We start from the raw sequence: 18,026 nt of genomic DNA, 5'->3' as shown, positions 1-18,026 counted from the left end.
CCGACGCCGGTGCCGACGCCTGCTGCCACTTCGTCGGCGCCCGCTGAGGCTCCCACTCCCTCGGAACCGGGCACGCCTGAGCCGACTGCCGCTTCCTCTGACGGCCCTGCGGCGAACATCCCGGTGCCGGAAAAACCTGCTTTGGCGGATGAGAACACGGTCGAAGGTTTAGAGGCGTTCACCGAGTACTGGTTCGAACTTTTCAGTTATGGATATGAAACGAACGACTGGACTGAGTTCCTTGAGATTACGGACAGTGGTTGCGGGACCTGCGCAAATATCGTTGGCGAGGTCCAAACCCATTCCGAAGCTGGCGGCTGGATCTCAGGCGGCGAAGCTACGCTGGGCTCGTTCACGACCTCTTTCGAACTGAACACTGAAGGTTCCATAAACTCGTTCAGCGAGGTCAAGCAGGCGTCATTGTCCTACTTCGACGAAACCGGCGAACCGGTGGGGACGTCGCCGGCTGTTCTCGAGACCGTTTATACGACGATCGCCCTTTATGAAGATTCGCGATGGATCATGCTCGACTTCGGTTCTCCAGAAGGGACGTGAGAACATGCTCAGGCCATCGAGACCCGGCATTGTGGTCCTACTCGTGGCGACGTTCTCCGTTGGCTGCCACATTCCGTCCTCGGCGTTCGCTGAGGAGGGAACACCGGAGGCAGGTTTCGGCGACGGTGGCGTTGTGAATGCCAAAAATACGGTCCGAGATTCGAAACCTGGCGCTGCAGGGTCTGAGTCCCGTAAACAGTCAGCAGATCTGACACTTCTTCCTGCGAATGGTGGGGTTGATTACACGTATGAGCGGGTGTGTCTTGCTGGGTCGCGGGATTATATGGATCCGGCGTATTGCGTGGAGTTGAATGCTCAGTGTGATGAGCGTGAGGGTGGGGCGTTGGTGCAGTGGATTGAGGTGAATCGGAATGTGAGTCCGGCGACGCGGACGGCGACGGGTCGTAGTGGGTGTTTGTATCCGGGGTTGCCGCCGGTGGCTCCGACGGCGGGGTTGTTGGCGGAGGCTCCGATTGTGATTTCGTTGGTTGAGTTTGAGAGTCAGCCGGTTGTTGCTGCTGGGTTGTTTTCGCAGCCGGATCATTTTGGGGTGCGCAATGCTCACAGTAATTTGTTTGCGGTGGCCGGGGAGCAGGAGTTCACGTTTGTGTTTCAGGATGCGCAGATCCGGTTGCGGGCGTGGCCGGTGTCGTATGAGTGGTCTTATGGTGACGGGTCGGTGTTGGTGACTGCTGATGCTGGGTCGGCTCTGCCCGGTGATGGGTTCGATGTGGAGACGCCGACGAGTCATGTGTTTACGGAGACAGGGGATTATCTGGTGGGGTTGGATACTTTGTTCGCTGGGGATTATTCGGTTGATGGTGGGGAGTGGTTGCCGGTCGCGGGTTTGGCCAGGGTTGCCTCGGAGCCGCATGTGATGAGTATTTGGCGCAGTGAACGCCATAGTGTTGCGGAGACGTGTCTGGAGAATCCCGCCGGAATCGGTTGCTGATCCTGCGGCTGACCCGGCTGCTGAGAGGTTAGCTCTGGCGGGTTCAGGACACCGGAACCCGCCAGAGCTCACGGTTCGGCGAGGGGTGGGGAGGGCAGAAGACGAAACCAGTTAGTGTCCACTAACTGGACGATGCGTCCACATAGTGAGACGCCAAGGGCGCCCGTTTGACACCCCCAATGGGTGAGTGGAAACTACAGATATGCAGTTCGAATCCGTAGTAGTCCTTCTTACCAAGCGCGTGGCCTAAAGCCCGACTGGTAGTACTACGTCACGCGCAACCCCTCACGGAGCCAACCAGGCTGAGGGGTTTTTTTGTTCCCACCGGACGCAAAGCGCACGACACCCGCAGTAACACGAGCAGTACCGATTCATCAAGGAAGTCACCAATGTCCAAGGGATCGCCCTCCAGCCCCTCGCTGATGGCCAAACCAACCGCTCCGGCGGCCCCGGCGCGCAGCCAGCCTCGTGACTCAGTGCAAGCCGTCCAGCCCACTGCCGTCCGAGGTCCAAACACTGTCGTTCCACCCACTGAGATGCTCGGATCCCAAGCGATCGTGCGCTCGCTCGAGGAACTCGGCGTCGACGACATCTTCGGCCTTCCCGGTGGTGCCATCCTTCCGACCTACGACCCTCTGCTGGCCTCCAAGAAGCTGAGGCACATCCTGGTCCGCCACGAACAGGGCGCCGGGCACGCAGCCCAGGGCTACGCCATGGTCACCGGCCGGCCGGGTGTCTGCATCGTCACCTCCGGCCCAGGAGCCACCAACCTGGTCACCGCCATCGCCGACGCCCACATGGACTCGGTGCCGATGGTCGTCATCACCGGCCAGGTCAACAGCGCAGTGATCGGCTCGGACGCCTTCCAGGAAGCGGACATTGTGGGCATCACCATGCCCATCACCAAGCACTCCTACCTCGTCACCAAGGCAGCGGACATCCCCCGGATCATCGCCGAAGCCTTCCACATCGCCTCGACCGGCCGCCCCGGCCCGGTGCTCGTGGACATCTCCAAGGATGCTCAGCAGGCGACGACGATGTTCTCGTGGCCGCCCAAGATCGACCTGCCCGGCTACCGAACTGTAGTTCGCGGGCACTCGAAGCAGGTCCGCGAAGCAGCCCGGCTGATTGGCGAATCCCACCGGCCCGTGTTCTACGTGGGCGGCGGAGTCATCAAGGCCCATGGTGCCGCCGAGTTGCTGGAACTGGCTGAGCTCGTTGGTGCTCCCGTGGTCACCACCCTGATGGCACGCGGCGTGTTTCCCGACTCGCACGAGCAGCACGTCGGCATGCCCGGCATGCACGGCTCGGTGTCAGCGGTGACAGCGCTGCAGCAGTCGGATCTGCTCATCACGCTCGGCGCCCGGTTCGACGACCGGGTCACCGGGGTCCTCTCCACCTTCGCCCCCGGCGCCAAGGTGATTCACGCCGACATCGACCCCGCCGAGATTTCCAAGAACCGAACGGCGGACGTTCCCATCGTCGGCTCGGTCAAGGAGATCATGCCCGAGCTCACCAGCGCCCTCCGTGAGCAGTTCGCTGCCACCGGCGCGCCGGACCTCGAGGCGTGGTGGACCATGATCAACCGGCTCCGTGAGACCTACCCGATGGGATACACCCAGCCCGACGACGGACTCTCGGCACCGCAGTACGTGATCAAGCGCATCGGTGAAATGACCGGGCCCGAAGGGGTCTACGCCGCTGGCGTGGGCCAGCACCAGATGTGGGCCGCGCAGTTCATCAAGTACGAACGCCCTCACGCCTGGCTGAACTCCGGTGGTCTCGGCACGATGGGATACGCGGTGCCCGCCGCGATGGGCGCCAAGGTGGGCAACCCTGACCGCGTGGTCTGGGCGATCGACGGCGACGGCTGCTTCCAGATGACCAACCAGGAACTCGCCACCTGCGTGATCAACAACATCCCCATCAAGGTGGCCATCATCAACAACTCCTCTCTCGGGATGGTGCGGCAGTGGCAGACCCTGTTTTATGAGGGCCGGTATTCCAACACCGATCTGAACACGGGGCACGACACGGCGCGGGTGCCCGACTTCGTCAAGCTGGCCGACGCCTACGGCTGTGTGGGCCTGCGGTGTGAACGGGACGAGGACATCGATGCCACCATCGCCCAGGCGCTGGAGATCAACGACCGCCCGGTGGTCATCGACTTCGTTGTCAGCCGAGATTCGATGGTGTGGCCGATGGTCCCCTCAGGGGTCAGCAACGACCTCATCCAGATTGCCCGCAACATGACCCCGGATTGGGAGCAGGAGGACTAACATGGCTCGTCACACGCTTTCCGTTCTGGTGGAGGACGTCCCCGGAGTCCTGACCCGCGTCGCCAGCCTCTTTGCGCGCCGTGCATTCAACATCAACTCTTTGGCAGTCGGCCCCACCGAGGTCCAGGGCATGTCCCGGATCACTGTGGTAGTTGAAGCCGAGGGCGACCTGCTGGAGCAGGTCACCAAGCAACTGAACAAGCTCATCAACGTGATCAAGATTGTTGAGCTGATTCCTGAATCGTCCGTGCAGCGTGACCACATCCTGGTCAAGGTGCGGGCGGATGCCGCAACACGGCTGCAAGTAACCCAGGCAGCCGACCTGTTCCGCGCCTCGGTGGTGGACGTCTCAACCGACGCGCTGATCATCGAAGCCACCGGCACCGCCGAAAAGCTCACAGCGCTCCTGTCAGTGCTTGAGCCATTCGGGATTCGCGAAATTGTTCAGTCAGGAACCCTGGCCGTTGGCCGCGGAGCTAAGTCCATGAGCGATCGAGCGCTCCGCAGCGCCTAAACACGCCGCCAGTTCCACCACAAGACCACAAGCTGGACTCCAGCACGAAAAAACACAGGAGAAAATCAAGTGACTGAGTTGTTCTACGACGACGATGCAGACCTTTCAATCATCCAGGGCCGCACCGTGGCTGTCATCGGCTACGGTAGCCAGGGCCACGCGCACGCGCTGAGCCTCCGCGACTCCGGCGTCGACGTCCGCGTTGGCCTCAAGGAAGGCTCGAAGTCACGCGCCAAGGCTGAGGCCGAGGGACTGCGCGTCCTCAGCGTCGCCGACGCCACCGCCGAAGCTGACCTCATCATGGTCCTCACCCCGGACCAGGTGCAGCGCCACGTCTACGCCGAAGACATCGCCCCGAACCTCCAGGCCGGCGACGCACTGTTCTTCGGTCACGGCTTCAACATCCGTTACGGCTACATCAAGGCACCTGCCGACGTCGACGTCGCACTGGTTGCGCCGAAGGGCCCCGGCCACATTGTGCGCCGCGAGTTTGAGGCCGGCCGCGGCGTCCCCGACCTGATCGCCGTCGAGCAGAACCCGTCAGGTAAGGCGCGCGAGCTCGCGCTGTCTTACGCCAAGGCCATCGGCGGTACCCGCGCCGGAGTCATCGAGACCACCTTCACCGAGGAGACCGAAACTGATCTCTTTGGCGAGCAGGCAGTGCTCTGTGGTGGCGCATCGCAGCTCATCCAGTATGGTTTCGAAACGCTGACCGAGGCCGGCTACAAGCCAGAGGTCGCCTACTTCGAGGTCCTGCACGAGCTGAAGCTCATCGTCGACCTCATGGTTGAAGGCGGCATCGCCAAGCAGCGCTGGAGCGTCTCCGATACGGCTGAGTACGGCGACTACGTCTCCGGCCCCCGCGTCATCGACGCCTCGGTGAAGGAAAACATGAAGGCAGTCCTCGCCGACATCCAGAACGGCGCCTTCGCCAAGCGCTTCATCGACGACCAGGACAACGGCGGCAAGGAATTCGCGGAGCTGCGCAAGAAGGGCGAGGACCACCCGATCGAGGCCACCGGCCGCGAACTGCGGAAGCTATTCTCTTGGATCAAGACGAACGACGATTACAACGAAGGCTCGGTAGCCCGCTAGGACAGCGGCAACCGGTCACGACACAGCATGCGGCCAGGGCGCTCAGGCGTCCTGGCCGCATGCTGTGCCGGACCGGGCCGGCCCACGAGCCGCCTAGTCACAAAGCGGACCCAAATGCGGCGCCCATTTAGACTTGCCACACCGCCTCGGATTCATTAATTCACACAGCACAGCAGCGAAGGATCACCCCCGTGACCAGCAAACCCGTAGTTCTCCTTGCCGAAGAGCTGTCGCCAGCCACCGTCGAGGCCCTCGGCCCCGACTTCGAGATCCGGCAGACCGACGGTTCGGATCGCGCCCAGCTGCTCGCCGCGATTGTGGACGCCGACGCCATCCTGGTGCGCTCTGCCACCCAGGTGGACGCCGAAGCCATCGCTGCGGCTCCAAACCTGAAGGTCATCGCCCGCGCCGGCGTCGGCCTGGACAACGTGGACATCAAAGCCGCCACACAGGCGGGTGTCATGGTGGTCAATGCGCCCACCTCCAACATCATCTCCGCCGCCGAACTGACCGTCGGCCATATCCTCAGCCTCGCCCGCCACATCCCACAGGCCAGCGCCGCGCTCAAGGGCGGCGAATGGAAGCGCTCCAAGTACTCGGGCATCGAACTGTACGAAAAGAAGATCGGCATCATCGGCCTCGGCCGCATCGGCGCCCTCGTGGCTGCCCGTCTGCAGGGCTTCGACACCGAGATCCTCGCCTACGATCCATACATCACGTCGGCCCGCGCCGCCCAGCTCGGCGTCCAGCTGGTGACCTTCGACGAGCTCCTTGAGCAGTCCGACTTCATCACCATCCACATGCCGAAAACTCCCGAGACGCTCGGGATGCTGGGCGAGGCCGCCTTCAAGAAGATGAAATCATCGGCCTACGTGGTCAATGTGGCCCGCGGCGGGCTGGTGGACGAGGCAGCGCTGTTCACTGCGCTGCAGGCCAACGAGATTGCCGGCGCCGGCGTCGACGTCTTCGTCACCGAGCCCAGCACCGATCTCCCCTTCTTCACGCTCGATAACGTGGTGGTCACCCCGCACCTCGGCGCGTCCACCGATGAGGCACAGGAAAAAGCCGGCGTGTCTGTTGCCAAGTCGGTCCGTCTCGCCCTCGCCGGTGAACTGGTGCCCGACGCTGTCAACGTCGCTGGCGGCGTCATCGCACCCGAGGTGCGCCCAGGTATCCCGCTGATCGAAAAGCTGGGCCGGATCTTCACCGCACTGACCCACGACTCGCTGACCCAGATCGAGGTCGAGGTCGCGGGCGAGATCGCGTCCCTGGATGTGAAGGCGCTGGAACTCGCGGCCCTCAAGGGAGTCTTCACCGACATCGTCTCGGAGCAGGTCTCCTACGTGAACGCCCCAATCCTCGCCGAGCAGCGCGGCATCAACACCCGCCTGGTCACCACCCCCGAATCGGAGGAGTACCGCAACGTGCTCACCATCCGGGGCGCGCTGTCCGACGGATCGCAGATCTCGGTGGCCGGCACCCTGACCGGGCCCAAGCAGATCGAGAAGCTGGTGGGCGTCAACGGCTACGACCTTGAAATCCCGATCAGCGAACACCTGCTGGTGCTGCTGTACCAGGACCGTCCCGGAGTGATCGGCACCCTCGGCCGATTGCTGGGGGAGAAGGACATCAACATTGCCGGCATGCAGGTGGCCCGCAACACCGAGGGCGGCCAGGCCCTGTCACTGCTGACCGTCGACAGCTCGGTCCCGCAGGACGTGCTCGACGCCCTCAAGGAAGCGATCGGCGCAACCGTGGCCCGCGAAGTGGATCTGCAGAGCTAGCCACCCAGATGTTTGAGGGCCTCTCGTCGTGACAGCGGCGAGAGGCCCTTTTCGTTGTCCCGCGCGAAGGTCAGCACCCAGTCGGGATTCGTTTTGGCATACTCCCGCAGCGCCCAGCCGATCGCTTTGCGGATGAAGAACTTTTTCCCGTGAAGACTCCCGGACAGGTTTACCCCGACGACGTCGGCCAGCAGGTCAGCGTCAGTTTCGCCCTTGCTGGAGAGCTGGCACAGGATCGCTGTCCGGCGGACCCACAGCTGACCGTCGCGGGCCCAGGACCGCATTACTGGTGAAGTGATCTCCGGTTCGGCGCGCAGAATCGGCCCCACGCCGTGGCTGGCAATCACGTCGATGAAATCCCACCAGGCGCCGGTCTCCACCAGGTGCCGGTACAGCGTGAGCGTCTGCTCATCCTGGTAGCCGCAGTACAAACGGTGGATCAGGAGCTCGACGGCGGCGTACCGTTCCTCGCGGAACGTCGCTCCGTCCCACAGCTGCCGGACCGCCCACTCCCACTGGGCCCGGTCAGGAAGTGGATGCCCGGCAAACACCTCGCGGCAGATCAGTTTGTGCGGTTGGGACGACACCCCGAGATAGGGCATCGCCGATTTCATGTACGCCTGCATCCGGGGTGCCTTCGCTGGATCAGCCGCTGCCCGGAGCCGGTCGCGCACGGCAGCGACCAGTTGCGTGGCTTCAGCGACCGGGGCAGGGGTGGAACCGCCGTCGTCGTCCTCCATCTCAGGGGCCATGGCAGGCACGTTACCAGCGGCCGCCCGGTCACGAAGCGACAACCGGCAGAGAAACAGGGTAATTTCTTTAGGTGACATCCACAGAGCAGCTGCCCCCGTATTACCTCACCACGGCGATCTCGTACCCCAACGGGATTCCGCACATCGGCCACGCCTACGAGGCGATCGCCACCGATGCGCTGGCCCGGTTCAAGCGTCTGGACGGCTATGACGTCATGTTCCTGACCGGGACCGATGAGCACGGCCTGAAGATGCAGCAGACCGCCGACCGGGAGGGCATCCCCGTCCGCGACCTCGCCACCCGCAACGCCCAGGCGTTCCAGGCCATGAACGACGACGTCGGCAGCTCCTACAACCGCTTTATCCGCACCACGGACGCCGACCACTACGCGGCTGCCTCCGCTATCTGGAAGCTGATGGAAGCCCGCGGCGACATCTACCTGGACAAGTACGCCGGCTGGTACTCGGTGCGGGATGAGGCGTTCCACAGCGAGGACGACACCGAGGTGCGCGACGACGGCATCCGCTACGCCACGGAAACCGACACCGAGGTGACCTGGACCGAGGAGGAAAGCTACTTCTTCCGGCTCTCCGCCTATCAGGACAAGCTCCTGGCCCTGTACTCCGATCAGCCCGATTTCGGCGCGCCCCAGTCGCGGTTCAACGAGGTCATCAGCTTCGTGAAGCGCGGCTTGGAGGACCTGTCCATCAGCCGCACCACCTTCGACTGGGGAGTGCCTGTCCCCGGCAACAAGGACCACGTGATGTACGTGTGGGTGGACGCGCTCACCAACTACCTCACCGGCGTCGGGTTTCCGGACACCGAGTCGGAGCGTTTCAAAAAGTACTGGCCAGCCGACGTTCACATCATTGGCAAAGACATCTCACGCTTCCACGCCATCTACTGGCCGGCGTTCCTGATGTCTGCCGGCCTCGCGCTGCCCAAGCGGATCATGATCCACGGGTTCCTGTTCAACAAGGGCGTCAAGATGTCCAAATCGCTGGGCAACACGATCGCGCCGAAGGACTGGGTGGAGCAGTACGGCCTCGACCAGGTCCGGTTCTTCCTGCTGCGCGAGGTGCCCTTCGGCGCCGACGGATCCTACAGCCATGAGGCCATCGTGGGCCGGATGAACTCCGACCTGGCTAACAATCTGGGCAACCTCGCACAGCGGTCGCTGTCGATGGTGGCGAAGAACTGCGACGCGCAGGTGCCCGCGCCGTCGTCGTTCGCTCCGGCGGACGAGGCGATCCTGGCCCAGGCGGGCGCGCTCCTCGAGGCGTCCCGCGCCGCGTTCGACCGGCAGGAATTCTCCCGCGCGCTCGAACTGATCTGGGGAGTGCTGGGCGACACCAACGCCTACTTCGCGGACCAGCAGCCGTGGGTGCTGCGCAAAACCGACCCCGAGCGCATGAATACCGTCCTGTACGTGACGCTGGAGGTGCTCCGGATCGTCTCGATCCTCGCGCAGCCGGTGATGCCCGACGGCGCCGCGCGGCTCCTGACCGCGCTGGGCCAGGGGACCGCGTCCGACGACGTCACCCGCCAGTTCAGTGCGATCGCCACCCCGTTGGCGGCCGGCACGGCGCTGCCAGCACCGGCGCCGATCTTCCCGAAGTACGAGGAGCCCGCTGACGCCTAGCCCCCACACCGACCTTGCCGAACAGCGAGATCTGGCGACTTAAACGAGGTTTGAGTCGCCAGATCCTACCTCTCGGCGGGGGTCGGTGCGGGGGTGGGGCCCGCGGCGGGGCTTAGTGGTCGCCGGAAAGGAAACGCTCGGGCGCGGTCTCTCGCATAACGTGCGCCAGCTGTTCCTGCTGTTTGCGTGCCCGATCGGTCAATCGGCGCAGCTGCTCGGCGTCGAGCTCGGTCGAGCCAGCCTCGGTGAGCGCGCCTAGGGTTTCCCACATGCACTCCTTCCCTCGGACAGCACTCTGCAGTGCCTCAAGTTCAAGCTGGGCACCGCTGCCCTTGTCCGACCGGCGGAGGTTGAGGGGATTGACCCTGCTCAGTTGCGCGCCAATCTGCGCAATGACCATCTTGACCTTGCTCGGCGTGTAGCCGAGGGAGCTGATGATCTGCCTGAGTTCATCCCGATCGGCCGAGATCTCCCTGGTCAGCGAGGCAAAGGTCTGCTCGTGCCTGGTGCCCTGCCAGGATCCCTGGGCCGTGGAAAACAGCTTCACCCCGGAGGCGGCAGCCACCAGATGATCATCCAGATAGGCCGACAGCCTGCTGGAATCGGCCGGATTGGAGTCGCTGCGGGGGGCCGGGGAGTGATCCATGGGTAACCTTTCGGGCGGGACCTGCAAAGAATGATGACCCCCATCTTCGCAGGTCCCGCCTGCCTTGGCCCCGAGCGGCGCACCTGGCTTTTAAGCCGTCCGGGTTACGCCGCTGAGAGTCCCTCGACCGGTGACAGGCGGGCTGCGCGGCGGGACGGTAGCACCGACGCCAACAGGGCGGCGACGACGGCGACGGCGAGTACTCCCACCAGCTGCGCCCAGGGGATCGACGGCGTGACGGGAGCAATCGAACCCAGTGCCGACTGCACGCCCAACCACCCGTACACCACCCCGAGCACGCACCCGAAAGCGGCTGCGACGCCGGCGATCAACACCGCTTCGACGGCCAGCATCCCGCGCAATTGCGCCCGGGTCAGACCCAACGCCCGCAACAGGGACGACTCCCTGGTGCGTTCGAGCACCGACAGCGACAGCGTGTTGGCGACGCCGATCAGCGCAATCAGCACGGCGACGGCCAGCAGTGCCGTCACCACAAGCAGGATCACGTCGATAATTTCGTTGAACGACACCCGCTCAATAGCAGCGCCATTGACCTGGTATTCGGAGACGCCGAGCGCCTCGACGATCTCGGACCGCAGCCCGGTCACCCCGGCAGCATCAAGCGAGTCATCGAGTTTCATCCACAGAAGGCCCGTCTCATCGCCCAAGGTGTCAACGCCAGGCCGGGGGGCCGCCCCCAGCGTCGCTGCAGTGGCCTCGGTAATGGCCGGGACGAAGCTCTGGGTCTGCACCTCCTGAACGGGCAGGGTGACGGGACCCGACGCACCCTCGAGTGTCACCTCAGTGAGACCCGAGTTCTGGGGCATGAACACCACATCGTTGACCAGTTCAACCCCGTCATTGCGTAACACCTGTCGGGCATCCTCCGGTGCCAGCGCATAGACCGGCTGGGCGCCGGTTGACTCGTCAGTAACGGCGGCCACGGATAGCGCTATTGCCGACTCCACACCGGACAGCTGTTCGACCGTCTGGACGGCGGCCCCGGCATCGGTGGCGTTCCCGACCTCCTGGACGGCGAGGTCCACGGGGTAGTTGGCTCCCAGCTCGGCGTCGAACGCGGCGCGCGAGGTCTGGGCGCCAGCCATCATCATGGTCACCAGTGTGACGCCCACCAGCAGTGCGCTCGCGGTGGCAGTGGTTCGGCCCGGATTGCGGACCGCATTGATCGCAGCGAGCCGTCCCGGCACCCCCAGCGGTGCGGCGAGCCGCCCGACGGCGGTCACCAGAGCAGGCAGGAACAGGGAGGCGCACATCAGGATGCCCACAAAGGACAACACCCCACCCGGCAGCGCGATCAGCAGCGATGACAGGATGGCGCCCGCCCCGAGCAACCCAGCCCCCAGCAACACCAGCACCAGCCCAAGTGCCAGCCGAACCTTGCCTTTACGGGTCCCCGTCGTGGCATCCTCGGCAGGGCGCAGGGCCTCGAGCGGTGCGACGGCGGTCGCAGCACGGGCCGGCACGAAAGCGGCGGCGAGCGTCATCGCAACCCCGACGCCGAGGCCCACCAGGACCGCCGAAACCGGAATGGCCAGGGTGGCAAACTCGGTACCCTCCTGCGAAGCCGCAACGGAGACCAGCACAAACATCACACCAGCGGCCAGCAGCACGCCGAGCGCCGAGGACACCAGCCCCACCACAGCAGCTTCGAGCAGCACCGAGCCGCGGATCTGACGCCTCGATGCCCCTAGGCAGCGCAGCAGCGCAAGATCCCGGGTTCGCTGTGCCACCAGTACTGAAAAAGTGTTGGAGATGACCAGCACGGTCACCAGGACAGCGACGACGGCGAAGGCCAGCAGGATCACCGTCAACTGATCGGTCCCGCCCGAGAGCGCCGCCACGTCCTCAGTCACCTGCTCAGCGCTGGTGCGGACCTCGGCTGAGACACCCGCGGTGGCCAGAGTAGCCAGGACATCGGTCTTGGCAGCCGACTGATCGGCGGCGTCGGCAAGGGCCACCTGGGCGGAGGTGACCGGGGGAGGGGCGTCGCCGGGTGAGAGGACACTCAGGGACTGCACCAGGTCCGGCGCAGCGTAGACGTGCGGCAGACCGGACAGGTAGGGGTCGGCCGAGTCCTCGGTGATTCCCGTGAGCGTCACTGTGACAGTGGTGGGGGGAGGTGTGTCGCCGCCGGGGGCGTACACGGGCTGTTCCAGGGTGTAGGTGTCGCCCACAGCCAGCCCCAGCTCGATGGCGGAGGTCTTGTCGATACTGATCCCCGTGCCGTCAAGGGGAAGGCTCCCGTCCACCAGGATCGAGGTTTGAAGGGCTGTCGGGGCGGTGCTGAGGACAAACACGTCCGCCGGCCCCGAGGGAAGCTGCAGGGCCGAGATGGTCCGCTGCGCAGCGTGGACGGCCGACACCCCGTCAAGACCGGACAGCAGCTGTTCGGTTTCCAACGCTGACCGTCCGCCGTCAGCAATGGTGACCACCAGGTCCGCCTTCGCATAGGTGGCCCCGATGCTTTGCTGAAGCGTCGCCTGCGTCGTACCCGAGACCATCAGGGTTGCGGACAGGAAGCCGACGCCGAGGATGACAGCCAGCCCCACTGCAACAAACCGCCGGGCATGGATCCGAAGTTGGGCAAGTGCAACCTGCAGCACGGCCTAGGCTCCCAGTCCGGCGAGAGCCTGCGAGATGACATCGGGGGTGCTGCGGTTGAGTTGGCCCACCAGTTCGCCGTCGTTCATCAGGAGAACGCTGTCGGCATAGGACGCGGCAACGGGGTCGTGGGTGACCATGATGATGCTCTGTCCCATCTCCCGGGTGCTGCGGCGCAGGAGGGAGAGCACTTCCGCGCCGGAGCGCGAGTCAAGGTTACCGGTGGGCTCATCGCCGAACAACACATCGGGGCGGGTCAGCAGGGCCCGGGCCACCGCTACCCTCTGTTGCTGGCCGCCGGAGAGCTCGTGCGGCCGGTGAGCGAGCCGGTCAGTGAGCCCGAGGGTGGTGCAGATCTGGGTCAGCCATTCGGCGTCCACCGTCCCGCCAGCGAGCGCCACTGGCAGGGTGATGTTCTGTTCGGCGGTCAGCGTGGGGATCAAGTTGTAGGCCTGGAACACGAATCCGATCCGATCCCTCCGCAGCCGGGTGAGCTCATTGTCGGATAGCCCGGTGAGCTCGGTGTCCCCAATCCAGACGCGGCCGGAATCGGCGGTGTCCAGGCCAGCCAGGCAATGCATCAGGGTGGACTTGCCGGATCCCGATGGGCCCATGATCGCCGTGAACCGGGCGCGTTCGAAGGTTACGCTGACCTCCTTCAGCGCGTGCACGCGGGTGTCGGCGCGCCCGTAGTTCTTGGAGAGCGAGTCAGCTGACGCAGCAGGCTGGGAGGCAGCGAACGACGTCGAAAGGTGGTCGGCGGTAGTGGCGGAAGTTCTCATGCTTCAACGCTAGAGCGGCGGGCTGCGCAGCGGATCAGCCTACGGGCCGGTCTCTCCGGCCGCACTCCTCATCCCGCGGGATGAGCCTTCGACGCCCGGGGGATGAGAGGACTAGGGATGCACAATGCCGGTTTCATAGGCGATCAGAACCGCCTGCACCCGGTCCCTGGCCTGCAGCTTCGCCAGAATATGGCCTACGTGGGTCTTCACCGTCGCCTCCGAGAGGTACAGCTTGCCGGCAATCTCGGGGTTGGACAGGCCCAGGGCAATCAACCTGAAAACCTCCCGCTCGCGCGTTGTCAGGGACTTGACCGACTCGGCATTGACCCCAGTGGCGGGGGAGGAACGGCGCAGCATCGGCGCAACGTGATCGAGGAGCCGTCGGGTAGTGGACGGAGCGATCACCGCATCACCGCGATACACCGTTCGGATCGCCTCCAGCAGCTCCTCGGGTGGCGCATCCTTGAGGAGGAAACCGCTTGCTCCCGCCTGAATCGCAGCCAGGGCATACTCGTCCAGATCAAAGGTGGTCAGCACTATAATTTTCGGGCCGGAAGACCCCGGGTGTTTACTCGGCGCGCTAGTGGCCGCCGCCGCTGCCAGGATGCGGCGGGTCGCCTCGATGCCGTCCATGCCGGGCATCCGGACATCCATCAGCACCACGTCAGCACTGGTGGCTTGCAACGCGGCCACCGCCTCGGTCCCGTTCCCGGCCTCGCACACCACCCGCAGGTCCGGCTGGGAATTGATCAGCATGGTGAAGCCGCTGCGAACCAGCCGCTGATCATCCACCAGGGCCACCCGGATGGCCGGTGCGCCGAGCCCCGCATCATGGATCACTGTCATGCGTTCGTCGCCATTAGTCACTGTCAGGCTTCCGTGTAGGGGATGAATGCGGAAATGCGGTACCCACCGTCGGCCGGGGCGACGGCGGTCAGCTCCCCATCGTAGAGTCTGAGCCTTTCCCGCATGCCCTTGATACCCTGCTCGGCACCCGTTGAGGCCGGATCGGCACCAGCACCGCGGCCGTCGTCGTCGATCCTCAGGTTCAGGCCCTTCGGCGTCCAGATCAGGGCGACGGCGGCACGGGCGTCGGGTCCCGCGTGTTTCAGCACGTTGGTGAGGGATTCCTGCACCACGCGGTAGGCGGTCAGTTCGGCCCCGACGGGGAGCTCGCGTCGGGACGTGCCGTCTACCACATAGGAAGTGGTCAGACCGGCGCGCTGCACCGTCTCGATGAGCGTGGGGACGTCGGCGAGGGTTGGGAGCGGACGTGTCGACGTTTCCTCATCGCCGCGGAGCACGCCAAGGAGGCGCCGCATTTCCCGCAGCGACGCCCTGCCTGTGTCGGCGATAGTGCCGAGCGTGGCGGGCGCCACCGTGGGATCCTGTGCGCTCGCGTACCGCGCTCCGTCGGCCTGGGTAATGATGACCGAAAGGGAGTGGGCAACAATGTCGTGCATCTCGCGGGCAATGTGGCTGCGTTCATCGGCGGCGGCCAGCTCCCGCTCCTGCTGGCGCTCCACCTCGAGGCGGTGGGCTCGGTCTTCAAGGGCCTGGAGGGTGAGCCGGCGGTTGCGTGCCAGATCGCCGAAGGTCCAGCACAGCAGCACCATTGCCTGGACCAGGATGACCACCAGCGCCAGCAGGGGCAGCGAGCCCACACCCGCCTCGAAGGGGCTGATTCCGTAATCGGCGCCGTACCTGAGCAAACCGGCGAAGCACCCGACTGAAGCAACCACAAGCCCTCCGAGGCTTGCCCACCGGGGCGCATAGGCGGCCAAAGCATACAGGGAGATGAGCACTGCCAGCTGGGCGGGTAGTGGCGGCACACCACTGACGAGCTGAAGCACTGATATGCCAGCGACGATCGCACCAGAAAACACTGGACGGGACCGCCGCCAGGTGAGGGGGATGGTCAGCGCGGTGGATACCAGCACGTGAGCCGGCAACCCGGAGCTCAGAAACAGCGGAACCACAAGAACCAGGAGCAGCAATCCCATGATCACTAAGTCCACCCGCCCCGGATGGGCGCGAAGCAGCCGAGCGGCCCGGTGGTGAAGGTCCATAGGCCAACTCTAGAACGGGTTCTCCACCCGGGGCATCAGCCCGCGGGTGGAGAACATCAGTGAAATCTCAAAAAGTGAGACAAATTGTCCATCATGTGGTCTAAATCTCTAACCTGTTCGTATGAGCGAACTATCTTCCACAGTCCAGCTGGCCGTCATTCCGGGCGACGGTATCGGCCCCGAGGTTATCGCCGAAGCCGTCAAGGTGCTCCACAGCGTCACCGCTGGTCTTGACACCACCTTCGTCCTGACCGAGTTCAAGCTCGGCGCCGAACACTGGCTCGAATCCGGCGAAACCCTCCCCGATGAGACCCTCGCCAAGCTCCGCGAACACGACGCGATCCTTTTCGGTGCGGTCGGTGCTGCCCCGGGCGACACCCGCATTCCTTCGGGCATCATCGAGCGGGAGATGCTGTTGAAGCTCAGGTTCTCCCTGGACCATTTCGTGAACCTGCGACCCTCCCGGCTCTACCCGGGCATCGCTAGCCCCCTCGCCTCACCCGGGAACATCGATTTCATCGTCATCCGTGAAGGAACCGAGGGACCCTACGCCGGCAACGGGGGCATCCTCCGCGGCGGCACGCCCCACGAGATTGCCACCGAAGTCTCCCTCAACACCGCCCATGGCGTGGAGCGGGTTGTCCGGGATGCCTTCCGCAGGGCCAATGACCGCCCCCGCCGCCACCTGACGCTCGTTCACAAACACAACGTGCTCGTCTACTCGGGCCATCTGTGGCGCCGGACGGTGGAAGCGGTTGCCGCCGAGTTCCCCGAGGTCACCCATGACTACCTGCACGTCGACGCCGCCATGATTTTCCTGGTCACCGACCCGGCACGCTTCGACGTCATCGTGACCGACAACCTCTTCGGCGACATCATCACGGACCTCGCTGCGGCGATCACCGGCGGAATCGGACTGGCCGCCTCGGGCAACATCAACATGGACCGGACCGCACCCTCCATGTTCGAGCCCGTCCACGGGTCGGCACCGGACATAGCCGGGCAGCAGAAAGCCGATCCCACCGCGGCTATCCTGTCGGTCGCGCTCATGCTGCGCCACCTCGGGTTCGACGACGCCGCCGCGCGGGTTGAGCGCGCAGTGGACAACGACGTCGCCTCCCGCACCGATGCCCGTCGCACCACAGCCCAAATCGGCGATGCGATCGCCGCTTTGGTGTCCTAAGCTGGTTAACCATGACAGCCACCGACCTGGAATTTAGCCAGTACCCCTCCGCCAACCCCACATCCGATCAGGAACGTGCAGCGATTCTCGCCGAGCCTGGGTTCGGAAATCACTTCACCGATCACACGGTAGTGGTCGATTTCACGGCGGACACCGCCGGCAACGGCGGCTGGGGCAACGCACGGCTCGAAGCCTACGGCCCCATCGCGCTCGATCCCGCCGCGGCGGTACTGCATTACGGCCAGGAAATTTTTGAGGGCATGAAGGCCTACCGCCACGAGGACGGGTCGGTGTGGACGTTCCGGGCAGACCAGAACGCAGCCCGTCTGAACCGTTCGGCGGCACGGCTCGCCTTGCCGCAACTCCCGGAAAGCATCTTCCTTGAGTCGCTGCGCCAGTTGGTGGCGGCTGACCAGAACTGGATTCCCACCCGCGAGGGCGAGAGCCTGTATATCCGGCCGTTCATGATCGCCACCGAGGCCTTCCTCGGTGTGCGGCCGGCGCGGGAAGTGTCCTTCAGGGTCATCGCGTCACCAGCCGGAAACTATTTTGGCGGGGAACTGGCACCCGTGGATATCTGGGTTTCCCGGAACTACGCCCGCGCCGGGCGGGGTGGCACGGGCAACGCCAAATGCGGTGGCAACTACGCCGCGTCTCTCGCGGCGCAGCTCGAGGCCGAAGCCCAGGGCTGCAAGCAGGTCCTGTTCCTCGACCAGTTCAATGACAATGCCGTCGAGGAACTCGGCGGGATGAACGTCTTCTTCGTCTTCAAGGACGGTTCACTGGTCACCCCGGCACTGTCCGGAACCATCCTGGAGGGTGTTACCCGGTCCTCGGTGATCCAGCTGGGCAAGGACCGCGGACTGACCGTGACCGAACGCAAGATCACCCTCGACGAGTGGCGCGACGGGGTGGCTTCGGGCGACATTACCGAGGTGTTTGCCTGCGGCACCGCTGCGGTCATCACACCGATCGGACAGCTCAAGGATGGCACCGAGGTCATCGGTGCTCCCGACTCCAAGGCCGGAGAGGTCACCATGTCCATCCGGGAGCAATTGCTCGGCATCCAGACGGGAACCTCACCTGACACTCACGGCTGGTTGACCCGACTGGTCTAGCCCTCACACCACGGACTGACACGTCCGCAGCT

At 64.6% G+C, this 18,026-nt stretch carries 15 protein-coding genes; 9 read left to right on the top strand and 6 right to left on the bottom strand.

The window, feature by feature from the left end; genetic code table 11:
- The 6 genes from IWX62_RS13320 to serA form a co-directional block, all read left to right on the top strand.
- The coding region (locus IWX62_RS13320; RefSeq protein WP_333483426.1) for a DUF6318 family protein at window positions 1–555 on the top strand (555 nt) is incomplete at its 5' end.
- Window positions 556–1,030: 475 nt separating this feature from the next.
- Window positions 1,031–1,507 (top strand): hypothetical protein, encoded by a 477-nt coding sequence (locus IWX62_RS16325; protein WP_333483425.1) that lies wholly within the window; start codon window positions 1,031–1,033, stop codon window positions 1,505–1,507.
- 389 nt (window positions 1,508–1,896) lie between these two features.
- Complete coding sequence (locus IWX62_RS13310) at window positions 1,897–3,786, top strand: acetolactate synthase large subunit (RefSeq protein ID WP_196841890.1); 1,890 nt, start codon at window positions 1,897–1,899, stop codon at window positions 3,784–3,786.
- Between the two features lies 1 nt (window position 3,787).
- Complete coding sequence (ilvN, locus tag IWX62_RS13305) at window positions 3,788–4,300, top strand: acetolactate synthase small subunit (RefSeq protein ID WP_171584288.1); 513 nt, start codon at window positions 3,788–3,790, stop codon at window positions 4,298–4,300.
- 69 nt (window positions 4,301–4,369) lie between these two features.
- Window positions 4,370–5,395: a ketol-acid reductoisomerase gene (ilvC, locus tag IWX62_RS13300; protein ID WP_192477120.1), complete on the top strand. Its 1,026-nt coding sequence runs from the start codon at window positions 4,370–4,372 to the stop codon at window positions 5,393–5,395.
- 191 nt (window positions 5,396–5,586) lie between these two features.
- Entirely contained in the window at window positions 5,587–7,179 is a 1,593-nt protein-coding gene (gene serA / locus IWX62_RS13295) for a phosphoglycerate dehydrogenase (RefSeq protein ID WP_196841889.1), read from the top strand.
- Here serA and IWX62_RS13290 read toward each other — a convergent pair.
- The gene (locus IWX62_RS13290) at window positions 7,176–7,931 is read right to left on the bottom strand and encodes a DNA alkylation repair protein (RefSeq protein WP_196841888.1); all 756 of its coding nucleotides are present in this window, start codon (window positions 7,929–7,931) and stop codon (window positions 7,176–7,178) included. The genes serA and IWX62_RS13290 overlap by 4 nt on opposite strands.
- Before the next feature lie 71 nt (window positions 7,932–8,002).
- On the opposite strand from IWX62_RS13290, the gene metG reads away from it, so the two are divergent.
- The gene (gene metG, locus IWX62_RS13285) at window positions 8,003–9,574 is read left to right on the top strand and encodes a methionine--tRNA ligase (RefSeq protein WP_196841887.1); all 1,572 of its coding nucleotides are present in this window, start codon (window positions 8,003–8,005) and stop codon (window positions 9,572–9,574) included.
- Window positions 9,575–9,686: 112 nt separating this feature from the next.
- Here the strand turns inward: metG and IWX62_RS13280 are convergent, their stop codons facing one another.
- The 5 genes from IWX62_RS13280 to IWX62_RS13260 all read right to left on the bottom strand — a co-directional run bounded on the left by IWX62_RS13280 (window position 9,687) and on the right by IWX62_RS13260 (window position 15,693).
- Window positions 9,687–10,220 (bottom strand): hypothetical protein, encoded by a 534-nt coding sequence (locus IWX62_RS13280; protein WP_196841886.1) that lies wholly within the window; start codon window positions 10,218–10,220, stop codon window positions 9,687–9,689.
- 104 nt (window positions 10,221–10,324) lie between these two features.
- The gene (locus IWX62_RS13275; protein WP_196841885.1) at window positions 10,325–12,844 is read right to left on the bottom strand and encodes an FtsX-like permease family protein; all 2,520 of its coding nucleotides are present in this window, start codon (window positions 12,842–12,844) and stop codon (window positions 10,325–10,327) included.
- A 3-nt stretch (window positions 12,845–12,847) separates the two neighbouring features.
- Complete coding sequence (locus IWX62_RS13270; protein WP_196841884.1) at window positions 12,848–13,624, bottom strand: ABC transporter ATP-binding protein; 777 nt, start codon at window positions 13,622–13,624, stop codon at window positions 12,848–12,850.
- A gap of 111 nt (window positions 13,625–13,735) precedes the next feature.
- Window positions 13,736–14,470, bottom strand: coding sequence for a response regulator (locus tag IWX62_RS13265; protein ID WP_196841883.1), 735 nt, complete (start codon window positions 14,468–14,470; stop codon window positions 13,736–13,738).
- 23 nt (window positions 14,471–14,493) lie between these two features.
- The gene (locus tag IWX62_RS13260; RefSeq protein ID WP_196841882.1) at window positions 14,494–15,693 is read right to left on the bottom strand and encodes a sensor histidine kinase; all 1,200 of its coding nucleotides are present in this window, start codon (window positions 15,691–15,693) and stop codon (window positions 14,494–14,496) included.
- Window positions 15,694–15,814: 121 nt separating this feature from the next.
- Here IWX62_RS13260 and IWX62_RS13255 point away from each other — a divergent pair, with 121 nt between their 5' ends.
- Both IWX62_RS13255 and IWX62_RS13250 read left to right on the top strand, forming a co-directional pair.
- Window positions 15,815–16,876, top strand: coding sequence for a 3-isopropylmalate dehydrogenase (locus tag IWX62_RS13255; protein ID WP_196841881.1), 1,062 nt, complete (start codon window positions 15,815–15,817; stop codon window positions 16,874–16,876).
- A gap of 11 nt (window positions 16,877–16,887) precedes the next feature.
- A complete protein-coding gene (locus tag IWX62_RS13250; protein ID WP_196841880.1) occupies window positions 16,888–17,994 on the top strand; it encodes a branched-chain amino acid aminotransferase in 1,107 nt (368 codons plus the stop codon).
- Window positions 17,995–18,026 lie beyond the last annotated feature (32 nt).

The sequence above is a fragment of the Arthrobacter sp. CAN_A1 genome, from assembly GCF_015751665.1.
Classification (GTDB): Bacteria; Actinomycetota; Actinomycetes; order Actinomycetales; family Micrococcaceae; genus Arthrobacter_D.
Note: the sequence above shows the minus strand (reverse complement) of the source record. Positions and strands in the feature narration are given on the sequence as shown.